A 15410-nucleotide genomic window follows, 5' to 3' on the forward strand; every position below is an offset into this window, starting at 1 on the left:
GCCCACAACCTGAGGCCCCGCCACCGGGGCTCGGTAGTCACCATCGGCAATTTCGACGGCGTCCACCTGGGGCACCAGGCCGTGCTCGGGCAACTGGCCGAGAAGAAGGCGTAGCGTGGGAAGTAGACCTCGCGGATGCGGGTCCAGCGGCGTTGACGACGTTTCCAGCAGGCGTGCAATGGCAGGTAGGTATGGTAGCCCTGCTCCGCCAGGTGGCTGACGGCGATGTGTTCCTGGCGCGGCTTGGTCTGGACCACATACCAGGGGGTGCCGGTGTTGAAGTCCCGAACGAAGGTGCCGATGCCGGGATCACGCACGGAGGCGCGGGTGTCGAAACTTCGTTGGGTCGGGCAGGTTTGCGTGGCGGTCGGCATCAGGTGTCTCCCTCCGTCTTGATGCGTTCCTGTGCGGCCAGCCCTTGGGGGCGGGTTTTGGGAAGTGCCTGGGGATCAGGGTGGGAGAGCCAGTCCATGTCCCGTACCTGGCCGTCCACGATCAGGCCGCGCTGGACGAAGGCGTGGGCTTCGAAAATCAGGGTACAGGCATGGTGGATCCGCCGGTCGCGGCAGCGCTGGTTGGCGTTGTGGGCCAGGTTTTCCTGGCGCGGGTCGTTGTCGCGCTTGCGGGCCACCAGGGCGCGGACGGTCAGGTCCTGGTGGGTGCTCAGGTTGTTTTTCAGGCGCCGGGTGTAGCGGGTGACGGCGTCGGAGTTGGCTTCTTCGTCCTCCAGGGGGATCTCCACCAGGGCATAGCGGATGCCCGACTGGGGGGTGCAGGGATTGTGTTCATAGATCCGCAGGCAGAAGGTTTCGCTGGGGTCCAGTTCCTCGGCCAGGGCGCGCATGAGGGCCTTGGGGTCGCGGGCGGCCTTGTCGCCAATGTAGATCCCGGTGGTGGTCGCCGGCACCAGTGTCATCCGGGTATGCAGACGGCGCAGCGTGGGGACGACCCGCCAGGGGCGGACGGTGAGGTAGAAATACCCCCCGAACAAGGCCAGGAAGCCTGCCAGCATGAGCCATTCCGGGACACCCGCATGGAGCAGCACCAGGCCGGCGGTGGCAAGCACCAGATGCAGCAGGGTGATGAACGCCACCGAGTGGTCCACCCGGAATCCGGCCCGCTGCAGCAGATGGTGCAGGTGGCTGCGGTCGGGGGTGAAGGGAGAGCGCCCCAGCCACAGGCGGCGCAGGATCACGCTCAGGGTATCCAGCAGGGGAATGACGAACAGGGCCAGGGCCGCCACCGGTTGGATTACACTCCCCTCCCCCTGGGACAAATCCACCAGGATCCAGGCAAACAGCAGGCCCAGCAGCATGCTGCCGTTGTCGCCCATGAATACCCGGGCGCAGGGCTGGCCGTGATGCCGCAGGTTGAAGTACAAAAATCCCGCCAGTCCGCCCAGCAGGCACAGCACCAGCATGTAGTAAGGGGAGCCGCCGGCCAGGGCGATGAGCACGGCGATCAGGGCCATGGTGACGAAGGACAGGGTGCCCGCCAGACCGTCGATGCCGTCCATCATGTTGAGGGCGTTGATGCCGCCCACGGTGGCAAAGAGAGTGAACGGGATGGCCAGCATGGCCAGGTGCAGGGGGTGGCCGAGCAGGAGCGGCCCCAGGTCGACCAGGATCACGCCGGCGCCCAGGGTCATGACCAGGGCGGCGCCGGTCTGGACCAGCAGGCGAAGGCGAAACCCCAGCCGGATGAGGTCGTCGGTGAGGCCGGTGATGAAGATGGCGAGCGCCGCCGTGGCCATGAGGAGCCACTGGAAGCGCAGTTCCGGGTGGGTCTGGTCCAGGATGACCACCCCCAGGGCAAAGGCAATAAGGATGCCAAAGCCCCCAACGAAGGGAGTGCTGCGCTTATGGGCCTTGTGGTCCCCGGGATGATCCACCAGACCATAGGCCTCTGAAAAGGCCATGGCCAGTCGGATGGCGGCCACGGAAAAGAGCGCGGCGGCCCCGATGATCAGTAGTTCCAGCACGTTCTGTCTCCTTGGAGCACGTCCGTTCTCCGGCACTCCGACGGCGGGTCGAAGGTGACTGCATAAATCCCTGACAGGGGCGCTTGATCAGGTCATGACCGATAGCCGTAGCGATACACGTAGCCGCGATATCCATAGCGATAGCGCTGGCGATTGACGTCCAGGTCGTTGAAGACAATCCCCTTGACGGCGACGCCCGCCTGGGACAGGCGCTTGACCGATTGTTCCAGTTCATGAATCGGGTGCCGGCCTGCCCGGGCCACCATCAGAGTGGCACCCCCCAGGTTGCGACCGATGATGGCCGCATCGGAAACCGCCAGAACGGGCGGAGCATCGACAATGACGATGTCGAACATGTCAGAAAGGGTGTCCAGCAGGACGGTGAACCGCTGGTGCATGAGCAGTTCCGAGGGGTTGGGCGGGATCTGGCCGGTGGTGATCACCTTGAGTCCGTCCTGAGGGGTGGCGCGGATGATGCGCGGCAGTTCGATGGTGCCGGCGATGTATTCGGTGACGCCCCCTTCCCTTGAGATGGAAAACTCCCGATGCATGTGGCCCTTGCGCAGGTCCGCATCCACCAGCACCACGGTCTTGCCGGACTGGGCCAGGACCACGCCCAGATTCTTGGAAATGAAGCTTTTGCCCACCCCCTGGGACGGCCCGGTGATGAGCAGCGAGCCACGGGAGGCGTCCAGCAGGGCGAAATGGATGGTGGTGCGCAGGCTGCGCAGGCTTTCCACGGCATCGTCGGTGGGACGGGTGACGGCCAGTAGCTGACCGGAGATACGGCCGCGACGGGATTGCCGGGAGATGATCTCCTCCTCCTTGCTGTGAGGAATCGTGGCATAGACGGGCAGGCCCAGGTGTTTCTCAATGGTTTCCGGGTCTTCCACCACCACCCGCAGGGCGCGGATCAGAAAGACCAGGCCCAGGGCGGCCATCAGGCCCAGGATCACGCTGATGAGCAGGATCCGCTGCTGGCTGGGGGCCACCGGGCCACGGGAGACCACGGCGGAATCGATGATGCGGGAATCGCCCACGGTGCCGGCCCGTGCCACGCGCAGTTGCTGGGCGCTGTGGAGCAGGCTGGTGTAGAGGGCGGTGGAGACTTCCACGTCCCGGCGCAGGCGCAGGGCGGTCTGCTGGGTATCCGGCAGTTCGGAGACCTGCCCTTCGAGCTGGTTACGCCGGGTGCTCAGGCGAAGGATCTGGGCATCCAGGGCCACCATGCGGGGATGTTCCGCGGTATAGCGCTGGCGCAGTTCCTCCCGCTGCTGCTGGAGACGGATGATGTCGTTGTCCACCTCGACGATGGAGCCCAGCACACTGCGGGTTTCCATGGTGAGGTCCACGGAGCCGCGGGTCTGTCGGTAGTTGTTGTAAGCGGCTTCGGCGGCATCGAGCTGGCTCTTGAGCAGGGGTAGCTGGGATTCCAGGAAGACCAGGGTGCTTTCCGCCTCGGCGGAACGGTGTTCCACGTTCTGGCGCACGTAGGCGTTCATGATCTCATCCAGCACCGTGGTCAGGCTGGCGCGATCGGGGCCACGCAGGGCCAGTTCCAGCACGCCGGACCCCCTGCCCCGTTCCCGGACCTCGAACTGGCCGCGCAGTGCATCGATGGCGGCGCCCCGGCTGCGACGGCCGACGGTGAATTCCGTGCCGGGGCGTGCGTGCAGTTCGGAGATGAAGATCTGGATGTCGCTGCCGGAGGCGGGTTCACCCACCCGACCGGTGACCAGGATGTGGCCGTCCCGGTCCCGCAGGGTGTACATGCCGTTGTGGCCAGTGAGCAGGGCCATGCCCTGGCCGATGCGGCCGGAGGGCACGTCCAGGCTTTCGATGCGGATGCGCTCGCCACCCCAGGCGTAGCGTTCCAGACCGAACCGGGGGGCGGCCAGCTCGCTGCCGCCGTGGCGTCGGGCAAAAGCATCGCCGAATACGGGGGGATAAACCGGCTGGGCGAAGATTTCCAGTCCCAGACGGTCCACCACCCGGCCCAGGATCATGCGCGAGCGCAGGATTTCCAGTTCGGCGCTGACGGTGACGCTGTCGGACATGATGGCCTGCACGTCCTGCAGGGCGGAGAGACTTTTACCCTTTTCCTCCACCTGCAGCAGGGCATCGGACCGGTAGATGGGGGTGGCGGTGAAGGCGGCGAAGATGCCGCCGCACAGGGCCAGGGCGGTGATGGCCGCGATGAGCCACTTGTACTGCAGGACCGTGCCGATCAGTTCGCCGATGTGGATGGTGTCGCCGTCGTCTTCCACCGGCGCGGCGGGCGGATGACCCACGTGGGGTGGTTCGTTGATGGGGGTATGCGGCGGGGGACGGTTCATCACTGACGCCCCCCGAACAGGGGATAACGCACGCCGCTGACGGTGTTCAGCAGGCTCCAGGTGGGCTGGATGTTGGCGATCACCCGGTTGAAGCGAACGATGTCGGCCACGTCCACATAGACGATGTCACGGGGCTGCATGTGGAAGCGTTCCGCCAGCAGCAGGGCGTCGGGGGATTTGGCGTTGAGGTGGTAGAGCCGGGGTTGCCCGCCCTCCTCGTCACGCATGACGAAGATCCAGCCGGGGTCGGAGCGGTCCTGGTCGACGAAGCCGGCATCACTGAGCACTTCGGCCAAGGTGGCGCGGCGACGGTTCATCACGTAAGAGCCGGGATTTCTGACCTCGCCCAGCACGAAGATCTTGTTGAACTGGCTGTCGAGCACGTTGACGATGTCGCCGTGCTGGAGCAGCGGGTTCTGGGTGATGTCGCCGTCCTCGTACAGGGCCTGGACATTGACCCGATAGGTGGCGCCATCGCGGGTGAGTAGCACGTTGCCGTGGTCGGCCTGTTCGCTGAAGCCGCCGGCACGGTTGACGGCCTCCAGCAGGGTCATGGGGATGTCGTCGATGGCCTGGATGCCGGGTGAGGCCACCTCCCCCACCACGTAGACGCGCTTGCTGCGAAAGGAGACCACGCGCACGTCCAGCTGGACCCGTTCGATCACCCGGGAGAGGTGTCGGATGAGGACCTGGCGCAGTTCGCGCACGGACATGCCGGCCACTTCGATGACGCCCACGTAGGGATAGAAGATGGTGCCGTCCTCGGCCACCAGGGTGCCGGCCTGTTCGGCGGAGCGGAAGGAGCCGGCGGGGATGGTGAGTTCCGGGTGATCCCACACGATCACGCTGATGATGTCGCCGGGGCCGAGCCGATAGTCCTGATGTTGCAGGCCGAAATCCGGCAGGGCGGCCCCCATCACCTGGGTCTGGGCGGCGGCGGCGCGCCCGGGGAAGGCGCCGATACCGTTGTTGAGCTGCTGGATGATCAGCTCGGCGGTGATGGGCCGTACGCTGATGTTGGCGGCGGTGAGCTGGTCGTCCTGGATCACCGGCAGGGGGATGGATGAGGTATCCCGCATGCCGCTGGCGGTGGTGCCCGGCGCCACGGCGCAGGCGGACAGGCTGAGGATCAGCCCGATCGGGATGACGAGGGTAAGCCAGGCTTTCCAGCCCCGACCATGGGTATTCCCGGGCTTGACCGGTGAAGTCCCTGCCCCCCCGGGGCAGTATCCAAGCCACATCCAAGCACTACGCATTGAGATGGTTCCATCAGGCTGTGTCAGGACTGCGCCCTGCCCATCACTCAACCGGGGTAACGATTGTGCCGTCATTGGCCCGGGGCGGCGTTCACATCACCGGATCTCTTCGGTGACCAATCAGTCCTGAGGGTTGCATTATTCGGGGATCAGAAATAGCAAACATCATGCCAAAAATAAAAAATACGGATAAACTGATTGCCGTTCAGTGCAGTTACCGAAATAAAATTTCATGGGCATTGCTGAAGATTTTAAAGTAAACACATTATTTGTAAGCTTATTCGACACAGGACACCATGAGTGACGGGCGCAACGAACTCCGCTCCCAGCTAGAGGCTCGTGGGCGCAACGACAACACACATGTAGAGTATTACTGGCAATGACCGGGAGAAAAGGGTGTGAGATGATGATTGCTGCGGATTGCAACAAGGTTCATGTTTGAATCTGAAATTTGTAATTATTTTCGACGATACGTGACGGTCGGATAAGCGCCCATCATGCCCGCGCAAGTGAAAATTCCTGCTTGGCCAAGCGGGGATCCCTGCCTCTGGATAGAAATCCTGGACTCCCGACTTCGCGGGAGTGACAGCAATGGGGCTGGCCAACATTGTTGGGCCTGGATTCGCCCCAAGCCATGTCGATCCTTTTTACACCTGCTTTTTTCCAAACTCTTTTCCTGCTGACCCGGGCTGGGAAAACTCCTTTATATTCAAAATGGATTATGGAGTGGTGCAAATTTTGCTACCTGCACGGCAGTACATGAGCTTTGCACTCACGAATCAAGGACAAGGAAAGGAAGAACACATGAAAAAGCTACTGACTGCGGCATGCATGACCACCGCCCTGGCGGTCGCGGCACCGGTTTCCGCGGGCTGGATACCGGTGACGGAGAGTCTGACTGGGAACTTGACGATTTCAGGATTGAATGATGGTGATAGAGCATTCACTATCACGGCATCAAATCTTGTCGGGGATGTCGATTTTTTCGCCCTGCCGGAGACCCAGCTGAAGGGAGTGTATGTCAGGGGACAGCTGGATTTGTATGCGCCGGATCTATCGCAGATTCCGTTTCCGATTCCGATTCCGATCCCAACGGATCCAATCTTTTCGGTCACCTCCGCCGGCTTCATGAACATCTTTAAGGGGCTGCTCGGGATTCCGGATCCAGGATTGAATGGCATGGAGATTATTCCGCTGTCATTTGGTCCACTGTCAGCCCAAACCGGATCCGGCTCTTTCGATATTGTTTATGATGGTTTCACAAGCGATGCCTTCATTACCGCGATCAACAATAGCATCGGGACCACGCTGGTCAATACACAGGGATCAGGGGTCTTGACGGTTGCTTACACCTACGAAGGCGACTCTGTGTCCATGGATATTTCCGAGACATTTGACGGCTGGATGGGTTTTGAGAGCCTGCTGAATCTGGCCGGCGAGTATTTGGTTGAAGCCCTCCCGTTCCCTTTTAATCAAATCCCATACACCGGCACCATCGCCGGCAGATTCGAACTAACCAATGCAGACATCAAGTTCGTACCCGAGCCCGGCAGTCTGGCCCTGTTTGGCCTGGGCATGGCCGGCCTGGCGGCTGTGGGGATGCGGCGACGGCGCATGTAGGGGCGGCCCGGCCTTTGTGAGCAGTTCCTGACTCCGAGGGCAGTTCCGACCGTGCGGGAGTTCTGACTCTGTGGGCAATCCTGCCCCTGTGGGAGCGGACCTGAGAAGGCCCGCTCCCACGGCCGAGAGGAAATCAAGCGGATGACTCAGGAAGGTCAAACCACACCCCGACGCAGCGGGCGTTCCAGACATTCCAGAAAGCGCCCTCCCCTCTGGCGACGGTTCCTCGGTCCCTTCATTGCCCTGACCCTGATCGCCACGGTCATCCTGCTGTACTGGGTACTTCTGGTTCCAGGCCCGGATAGTCAGGCACGGCATCACCACGAAGCCCCCATGCCGTCGGCACGGGAACGCACCTCGGCCCTGCCGCCCCTCGTACTCCCCCGAGATGAAGCCCCCCATGTCAGCGCCACCGAATGGTGGTATTACAGCGGCCATCTGTTTGGCGAACAGGGCGAGCATTACAGCTTCCATATCACCGTCTTCCTGCGCGACGGCATCGTGCGGCATACCGTCTTCCATGGCTCGTTCACCGATCACGACAATGATCAGCGCCACACCGCCCAGCACCGCACCGCCGGCATTCCATCCCCGGTCAACACCGAGGGTTTCGATTTCCGTTACGCGGACTGGCGGGTATCCGGGTCTGGTGACGAACATCTGCTCATCATGAACGAAGAAGAGTTCCAGCTGACCCTGAGCCTGACCGACCCCTGGCCGCCAGTCCTGCACAAGGCCCACGGCTCGGCCACCCCGGGTCTGCTGGACTTCGGCGACGCAGGCATCAGCTATTACTACTCCCGCCCACGCATGCAGGCCCGGGGCCAGATCCGGCTGGGTCAGGAGACCCCCACCCCGGTGACCGGGGAGGTCTGGTTCGACCACCAGTGGGGGGATTTCGAAGCCACCAGGCTGGGCTGGAACTGGTTTGCCCTGCACCTGGAGGACGGCACGGAGCTGATGATTTACGAGCTCTATGATCAGCACGGCAGCCCGCTGACGACCCTGGGCACCCGTTCCCGCCGGGGGCATTCGGAAGCGATTTCTTCCGGGGACATTCGGGTCCGCAACCTTGGGGAATGGACCAGTTCGCAGTCAGGCCTGCGTTATCCCGCAGCCTGGGAGATCGAGATACCGGAAGGTCGATTACAGGTCGAACCCCTGCGTCAGAACAGCGAGTTCGATGGCCGGGAAAGTATATTCATGATCTACTGGGAAGGCGGTGTGCGCGTCAGCGGTATCCTGGAGGGCGTGGGTTTTGTGGAAATGAGCGGCTACGACGGCATCATCCCGGCACCCGACATGACCGGAACCCGGTGAACATGGCCACTCATCCCAACCATGAAGTTGTTCACTCATACTTCGGATTGGACGCAACGCTCACCTGCTCAGGCCTTTATCTTTCCCGGATCCATATCGCATGTTCCGACACTTGCTGACCATCTGCACAGGAAATATCTGCCGCAGCCCTCTGGCCCAAGCCTGCCTGGAGGCCATGGCATCGGATTCAGGGCGAGAACTGGTGGTTCAATCTGCCGGGACAAGTGCCCTGGCGGGGCACCCCGCCGAGGAAATCACGCGCAGGCTTGCGGCTCTGCGTGGCCTGAGCCTGGATGACCACAAGGGGCAACAGGTTTCCATCGAGCACCTGCGTTGGGCAGACCTTGTTCTTGTCATGGAGCCACATCACCAGCAGTACTTGCTGGACCTGTACCCGACAGCCCGGGGCAAGATCTTTCTGCTGGGGCACTGGACTGAGCAAGTCATTGATGACCCTTTTCAGCAGGCAGAACACGTCCACTTGCGGATTCATCAGCAAATCCACGAGGCCACGAAAACCTGGATCGATAAAATGATGAAAAGTTGAGACCCGCGTTCCGTATGATGCACGCCCCGCTCTCTCTCACTCAGGGGCGGCATTTTTGCCGGGGATTGGGTCAACTCCGTCCCCGGCCTTTTCCCTGGGCCTGTTTGACCCTGCTCAAGAATTCTTGAAAATCCGTAGCTTTCCTTACGTCGCCTCCATTCTGCCCACTTGACATCCCACGCTGTCAACGTAGACTGACAACCATGCTCAGATCGGGGTTGAGGCCTTCGCCGGATCACCCCGTGAAAGTTGCAAGGCAGAGGAGACTTTCAGGATCGGACTCCCATGACCCACCCTCTGTGGATCGACGAGTGCCGCACCTGAAAACGCACAGTTTTTATTTGGGCTGACTGTTTCCGCGTCAGTGGTCATGTCGGCTTCAAGCGGCCTGGTCTTTCCGTAAGACTTGGTAATCCAACCCAAGAGGGCGTTATCAATGAGTGAGTACAGACCCAGCAGTCCCAGCAACCCCCGTGATGATTGGAAGCTGTGGCTGGTTGTCAATCCTGGCACCTGGCTGATGCCGATCCTGATGGCTGTTCTGGTGGTTGCTCTGGCTGTTCACGCTTTCGTTTACAGCAACGACAACTACAACCCGCTGACCTATTCCGTTTCCGAGTAATCCGAGGACTTTGATCATGGATAACAGCATTTCCGGACTGACTGAAGAGCAGGCAAAAGAATTCCACGAGCAGTTCAAGACCACCTTCACGGTGTTCATGGTTCTGGCTGCCGTTGCTCACTTCCTGGTGTACATGTGGAGACCCTTCTACTAAGAAGGTCCGCAGGTTCGCCGCTCTGAAGTAGAGTAGCCTGGGCAGGCAGAGGTCGGTTCAACATGTTTGCATATGACATGTAAATCCGCCTTCTGCCTGCCCGCTTTGTATTGCCATTCCGTTACCCTGAGTGGTAGTGACCGCAGGCATCAGGATGCACCTGCCGATTTCTGGCGTCAGTCGTTAAGTAATTCCTCTCTGACCTTGGCCATCCCCCCCCGCCCCTTGATACCCTTGTTGGCAGCGATCACAGGCACCCTCATGTTCTTGAGGCGTTCTATCGTATCCCTGTGAAAGGCGATCTCCTTGGCGCGCATGACTTCCACTTGGGCAAGCGCCTCTTCAAGGGTATGGAACCATTCGCCCGAATGGGCATACTCCGGCAGGGTGAATATCTTGCCAACATCGTCGAAGAAAAGGCGGAAGCAGATGGACTTCTCATCTTCCGAAGTGTACTCGGCACCCACTCTGACAATGCCCTTGGTAAGCGCCCATTTTGTTACATAGACTTCCATCGCAATGCCCCAGTGCAGTCGGTGAATGGCAGCGTACCGGTTGGTACCAGACTGATTATATGAGCTCATCAGTGGCGAAACGGCGCAAGCGTCGATAAATCCGCTCCATCCGCCTGAAATGGCGATGAGCGGCAGGCATCCCGCCCAAGGCTATGAACTCAGACCCGGTAGCCAGGGGAGTACCCCCGGCAATAGAAATGCGGTCATGATGCCGGCCAGACTGAGCCCAAGCCCGGCAAATGCACCGGCAGTAGCACTGATGCCGAAGGCCTGGGCAGTCCCGAAACCATGGGCCGAGAGCCCCATTGCGAATCCCTTGACCCGATCATCCTCAATCCCCATGAGACGGATGAGTAAGGGCGAGAGCATGCATCCAATGGCGCCGGTCAACAATACCAATGCCGCCGTAAGAGACGGCAATCCCCCGATTTTTTCAGCAATCCCCATGGCGATGGGGGAAGTCACCGACTTGGGCGCCAATGACAAAAGGGTTACCCGGTCGGCACCAAGAACGGTTGCCATCATGACCGCGCTTGCCGCGGCAACACATGCACCCGTCATCCCGGCGATGAGCAGGGGAAACAGCAGTTTCCGTATCTCATGACGGAATTCAAACAGGGGAATGGCGAGGGCAACGGTGGCGGGCCCCAGCATGAAGTGGATGAACTGAGCGCCGTCGAAATAGGTATCGTAATCGGTACCCGTGAGGAGCAGGATGCCCATCAGCAGGGCCATCGACAGCAGCACGGGGTGCAGCACCATACTGCCCCCCAGACGCCGGTTCAGCCAGAGGGATGCCAGAAACACCACCAGGGTCATGGTGAGCCATAGCAGAGGGCTGGCAGCCAGGAAGGCCCAGATATCAATGAATTCCTCATTCATCCGATCTGCTCCGGAATCGGATCAGGGCAGACAGAATCGCCATGGTCACCACCAGCGCCAGGGCCGTGCTGACCACCAGTGCCGCCAGGATGGGCATCCAGTCACGGGCTACCAGACCGAAGTGGGCCATCAGACCCACACCGGCGGGCACAAAGAGCAGGGCCAGGTGGCGCAACAGGAAATCACTGACCTGCTTCAGCCCGTCGGGAATCTCGCCGCGAACCATAAGCCCCACAAACAGCAACAGCATGCCAAGCACGGGACCGGGGAAAGGCAAATCGAGCATCTGTACCGTAATTTCACCCGCAAGCTGGCACAGCAGGATCAGTGTGATGGCCTGCAACATGGTCATGACCTCCCTGTCATACGCCCCTGCCCCACCAGAAAATCACCGCTTGCCTCAGGCCGTGGCGGCCGACTCAGGGGCAGTCTCCGACGCGGCGGGCCTGGATATCCGTCTGCAGAGGCATGATGCCCATGGGGGTTTCCAGCTCCGCGTTCACCTGCCCGCTAAGGCGGTCACCCTGGAACGACATGTCGGCCTTCATGTGGACTTCCATGTCATGCTGACGACACACGAGATCGTAACTCATGGATGAGGATGTCACCTGTAGATTGGACATTTCGCAATCATCGCTCAGATCCATGAACTGAGGTCCCTTGGCAATGTCCTCCGCAGTGATGCACTGGCGGTTGGTGGTGGTCTGGCCCGGGAAGGGGGAATCCCCCAGCAAACGGGAAACATTGGTGAACTCCCAGTCTCCGGGCTGGATGTCCAGATCCACGGCGACAGCCCCGCCGGACAAGGTCATGAGGGCAATGAACGGGAGGACCGCATGGCGGAAAGGCATCATGAAAAGGCTCCAAAGGGGCAGGATTGTGCGGAAATGGTACTGGAGCAGCGACAACCTGTCACGCGCCCCCCCCCACGTGCCATCACGGTCAGCGCGGGACCGGGCACCAGCCGGGAAAGCAGGCAAGTTTTAACCGTTTCGCGGATCATGGATTCAATTTTTAAACGGCAACAGCGCGTGCTGATACCGGCCCGAGACAGATTATGCACAACCGCGGCCTCAATAACCCATCCACCCAACCTTGTCAACCGATGCCTTCCAGATACAGGCCAAAAATCGCCATCACTTTGATTTTAAATGATAAATAAGCAATGATCATTTCATGACCATTCTGATACAGGCAGCGTAACGGCGGGGCCCAAAGGCAGTTTCTTACATGCTATCCACATATTTATCCACAGCTTCTGTGGATAGTGCGGTTTCTCCAAACCGCGACGGGAACTTAGGTTCATCCGATGGCAAACCACTTGAACGATATCTGCTGGCCGGTCAAGGAAACTGCCGTCTTCGTTCCCCCCTGACAGCCTTGAATCTAGGCCTTCAGGCTTGACCGCTCCACCCGGGCCAGACACTCCAGCACCTTGTCACGGGCCTGGTAGAGCGCCTCCAGCCGTACGGCTACCGCTTCGGGCCCGGCGCCCTGCGCCCTGAGAGCGACGATGGCGCGCAAAATGGCATGCACTTCAACATGAGCGGTCCACAGTTCGGAAAAGGCGCCATTCATGCCGTAGCGGGCCGTGCCGCTGCCGTTGTACCAGCGCACAAAGCGGGTGTTGGAAAGGTCGTCAGGCGTTTGAACGCCCTTCTCCAGGCTGAGCACCACGCCTTCCAGCCAGCGCTGGTACCCACGTACCGCTACCGCAATAACCAGATCGCCATCCAATTTTTCTTCCATATGCATGGAAAGCACGGATCGCTTCTGGGCCCATTGGCTGATCCAGGCGGGCAAGTACTCCGCGGGCATGGGCCTGGCAATGCCGAATCCCTGGACACGACGGCAACCCAGCCTGACGAGAGTGACGGCCTGGGCCATGTTCTCGACGCCCTCGGCAATGATTTCCTTGTTGAAGGTCAGTGCAAGGCCCACCATGGTTTCAACGATTTCCAGATCATTGGGGTCATCAAGCATGTCCTTGACGAAGCTATGGTCAATCTTGAGTACATCCACCGGCAGGCTGCGGAAATAGGCCAGGGAGGAGAAGCCCGTGCCAAAGTCATCCAGAGCAAAGCGAACCCCCAGCTTCTTGCATTGGGCAATCACGCCGCCGGCCGCAAAAAGGTCGTTAAAGGTTGCCGTCTCCAGGATTTCGCATTCCAGGGAATCCCTTGGCAGTTGCGGATACTTCAGCAACAAGGATTCCAGTTTCCGGACAAAATCCTTGTCCAGCAGGTGATCCGCACTGACGTTGACACTGACGCCAAGGTTTAATCCCTGTCCATGCCATTGGGCCATCTGCCACAGGACCTGCTCAATGACCCAGTAGCCCAGAAGGGGATCCAGTTCGCTGCCGGAGAGTTCCGTCATGAAACTGGCAGGCATGAGAAGCCCCCGCTCGGGATGCCTCCAGCGCAACAGGGCCTCGGCACCCAGCACCCGCCCGCTGACAAGATCCACCTTGGGTTGGTAATGCAGCACAAACTGCCCATCCCGCAACCCGGCTTCCATGCACTTGATGAACTGAACCAGACTCTGAAGCCGAAGTTTTCGCTCCAGGTCAAATACGGCGTAACGGTTCTTGCCCGCCTGTTTTGCCTGATACATGGCCTGATCCGCATGCCGGATCAGGGTATCGGCATCATGATCGTCGCTTGGGAAGAAGGTAACGCCCATGCTCGCCGACAGGCGCAAGGACAATCCGCCCAGCTCGGTCGGTTCGGCCAGGGCCATCAACAGACGATTGAACAGCGATCGCGCCTCATCTGAATCCTCAAGATCATTCAGCAGGATGACGAACTCGTCTCCACCCAGTCTGGCGAGTGTGTCTTCGATCCGGAGCATGCCTTGCAGGCGCTCGGCGATGACCAGCAACAGCCGATCACCCATGGCATGGCCAAATCGATCGTTGACAGGCTTGAAACCATCCAGGTCCAGATAACAGATTGCAAGCGATGAACGTGTTCTGCGTGCCCGGTCGATAGCCTCGGTTATCCGCTCCGCCAACAGTCGGCGGTTCGGGACGCCCGTCAGAATATCGTAGTAGGCCAATCGATCCAGCTCCTGCTGGTGAGCCGAGACGCGGGTTATGAGGTCATTGAATGCCGCCACGAGCTGCCCCAGTTCGTCACGGGCGTGGAAACGTGGCAAGGAAAACCGCTGCAAGGGACCCGCGGGCAACTGTCGCGCGTGATCTGCAAGACGGCGCAGGGGAACACCCACATAATGGGTAAGAAAGAGCAACAGAGACGCCATCACCAGGATGACGAGAGTACCCATCATGGCCATCGCCTTGACCAGGATGCGGGCATCGTCATGGGGGTTCTCCACGCTCATGACGATGGCCATGGGGTCGTCCAGAGTGGCGAGGGTCAGGGGGCGCACTGCATGGTATCCGGAAGAATCGCGAATGTACTCATCCCTATCCATGTTGCCGGACAGCAGTTTCCGGAGAGTGGAAGCCTTTACGTCATCCGACTGCGCGGCCGCAAAATAATGTCCATCAATGACCAGCCCGACATCCTGCAGACCCGCAAGGGTTCGCACACGATAAAACAAGGGCGACCAGTCAGACAGTATTACAGCCCCATGCAGACTGGCCACACGCCGACCTGATTGAAAATCCCGAAAATGACGTGTCACCACCAATAGCAGGCGAGGCTGATCCCGGGCATCGATCATCACATGGAAGCGGGTTCGGGCCAGCCCCGGGGCGTTATCGATCTCCTGGCTTGCCAGCCATGACAACAGTTCCGCATCAAGATGGGCGGAAAATCCACCGGCAATCCAAGTGGGCTCCGTTTCACGGCTGATCACGAATCCATCGAACAGGGCCATCAGATCAAATCGGGCCTGATGCAGAAGCAGGCCCTCAGCCACCACAAGATTCCCATCCAGCACTGCTTGCCGCAATGGGTTCAGCCGCATGATCTCATCGGCTTTGTGCTGGATCATTTCGATCTCCTGATCCAGGATCAGTTTTGCCAGTGCCGCACTGCGGTCAAAGCCTTTTTCAAGATCGGACAGGGTGACCTGTCGGGTTCCATGAATGGTCAGAACAATGATCAGTACACCGAACACGACCATGCCACCACCCATCGCCATGACGATGGTGCCGATCAGAGAACGTCTGTCCATAGAATAAGTTGGCCTTGCCGCGGATCATGCA

13 protein-coding genes and 2 pseudogenes are annotated in these 15410 nt (G+C 60.2%); 6 read left to right on the forward strand and 9 right to left on the reverse strand.

Translation table 11 applies throughout. The features are described from left to right. Nucleotides 1–111, forward strand: a pseudogene (locus tag CKO35_RS12365) (adenylyltransferase/cytidyltransferase family protein); the annotation flags it as partial. Nucleotides 112–131: 20 nt separating this feature from the next. Here the strand turns inward: CKO35_RS12365 and CKO35_RS18020 are convergent. The 4 genes and pseudogenes from CKO35_RS18020 to CKO35_RS12380 all read right to left on the reverse strand — a co-directional run. Further along, a pseudogene (locus tag CKO35_RS18020) lies at nt 132–374 on the reverse strand (transcription termination/antitermination NusG family protein); the annotation flags it as partial. After that, a complete protein-coding gene (locus CKO35_RS12370; protein ID WP_200176456.1) occupies nt 374–1981 on the reverse strand; it encodes an MraY family glycosyltransferase in 1608 nt (535 codons plus the stop codon). The pseudogene CKO35_RS18020 and the gene CKO35_RS12370, both read right to left, overlap by 1 nt. 92 nt (nt 1982–2073) lie before the next feature. Beyond that, nucleotides 2074–4317 (reverse strand): polysaccharide biosynthesis tyrosine autokinase, encoded by a 2244-nt coding sequence (locus CKO35_RS12375; protein WP_200176457.1) that lies wholly within the window; start codon nt 4315–4317, stop codon nt 2074–2076. Continuing rightward, nucleotides 4317–5573 carry a polysaccharide biosynthesis/export family protein gene (locus CKO35_RS12380; protein ID WP_200176458.1) on the reverse strand — a complete coding sequence of 419 codons (1257 nt, stop codon included), beginning with the start codon at nt 5571–5573 and terminating at the stop codon, nt 4317–4319. The genes CKO35_RS12375 and CKO35_RS12380 overlap by 1 nt, the downstream gene beginning before the upstream one ends. A 591-nt stretch (nt 5574–6164) precedes the next feature. Here CKO35_RS12380 and CKO35_RS12385 point away from each other — a divergent pair. The 5 genes from CKO35_RS12385 (at nt 6165) to pufB (ending at nt 9836) form a co-directional block, all read left to right on the forward strand. Further along, a complete protein-coding gene (locus tag CKO35_RS12385) occupies nt 6165–7193 on the forward strand; it encodes a PEP-CTERM sorting domain-containing protein (protein WP_200176459.1) in 1029 nt (342 codons plus the stop codon). 141 nt (nt 7194–7334) lie between these two features. Further along, nucleotides 7335–8513, forward strand: coding sequence for a lipocalin family protein (locus CKO35_RS12390; protein WP_200176460.1), 1179 nt, complete (start codon nt 7335–7337; stop codon nt 8511–8513). Nucleotides 8514–8613: 100 nt separating this feature from the next. Then, nucleotides 8614–9060 (forward strand): low molecular weight protein-tyrosine-phosphatase, encoded by a 447-nt coding sequence (locus tag CKO35_RS12395; RefSeq protein WP_200176461.1) that lies wholly within the window; start codon nt 8614–8616, stop codon nt 9058–9060. A gap of 436 nt (nt 9061–9496) precedes the next feature. Continuing rightward, nucleotides 9497–9682 (forward strand): light-harvesting antenna LH1, alpha subunit, encoded by a 186-nt coding sequence (gene pufA / locus CKO35_RS12400; RefSeq protein ID WP_200176462.1) that lies wholly within the window; start codon nt 9497–9499, stop codon nt 9680–9682. A gap of 16 nt (nt 9683–9698) precedes the next feature. Next, on the forward strand, nt 9699–9836 hold the full coding sequence (gene pufB, locus CKO35_RS12405) for a light-harvesting antenna LH1, beta subunit (RefSeq protein ID WP_200176463.1): 138 nt from the start codon (nt 9699–9701) through the stop codon (nt 9834–9836). 176 nt (nt 9837–10012) lie between these two features. Here pufB and CKO35_RS12410 read toward each other — a convergent pair whose 3' ends face one another. The 5 genes from CKO35_RS12410 to CKO35_RS12430 form a co-directional block, all read right to left on the reverse strand. Then, entirely contained in the window at nt 10013–10351 is a 339-nt protein-coding gene (locus tag CKO35_RS12410) for a hypothetical protein (protein WP_200176464.1), read from the reverse strand. A 150-nt stretch (nt 10352–10501) separates the two neighbouring features. Further along, nucleotides 10502–11233, reverse strand: a complete 732-nt coding sequence (locus tag CKO35_RS12415) for an LrgB family protein (RefSeq protein ID WP_200176465.1) — start codon at nt 11231–11233, stop codon at nt 10502–10504. Continuing rightward, nucleotides 11226–11585 carry a CidA/LrgA family protein gene (locus tag CKO35_RS12420; RefSeq protein ID WP_200176466.1) on the reverse strand — a complete coding sequence of 120 codons (360 nt, stop codon included), beginning with the start codon at nt 11583–11585 and terminating at the stop codon, nt 11226–11228. The genes CKO35_RS12415 and CKO35_RS12420 overlap by 8 nt, the downstream gene beginning before the upstream one ends. A 67-nt stretch (nt 11586–11652) precedes the next feature. Continuing rightward, the gene (locus tag CKO35_RS12425) at nt 11653–12087 is read right to left on the reverse strand and encodes a DUF3617 domain-containing protein (protein WP_200176467.1); all 435 of its coding nucleotides are present in this window, start codon (nt 12085–12087) and stop codon (nt 11653–11655) included. A 532-nt stretch (nt 12088–12619) separates the two neighbouring features. After that, complete coding sequence (locus CKO35_RS12430) at nt 12620–15379, reverse strand: putative bifunctional diguanylate cyclase/phosphodiesterase (RefSeq protein WP_200176468.1); 2760 nt, start codon at nt 15377–15379, stop codon at nt 12620–12622. Nucleotides 15380–15410 lie beyond the last annotated feature (31 nt).

This window comes from Ectothiorhodospira shaposhnikovii, assembly GCF_016584105.1.
Classification (GTDB): domain Bacteria; phylum Pseudomonadota; class Gammaproteobacteria; order Ectothiorhodospirales; family Ectothiorhodospiraceae; genus Ectothiorhodospira; species Ectothiorhodospira shaposhnikovii.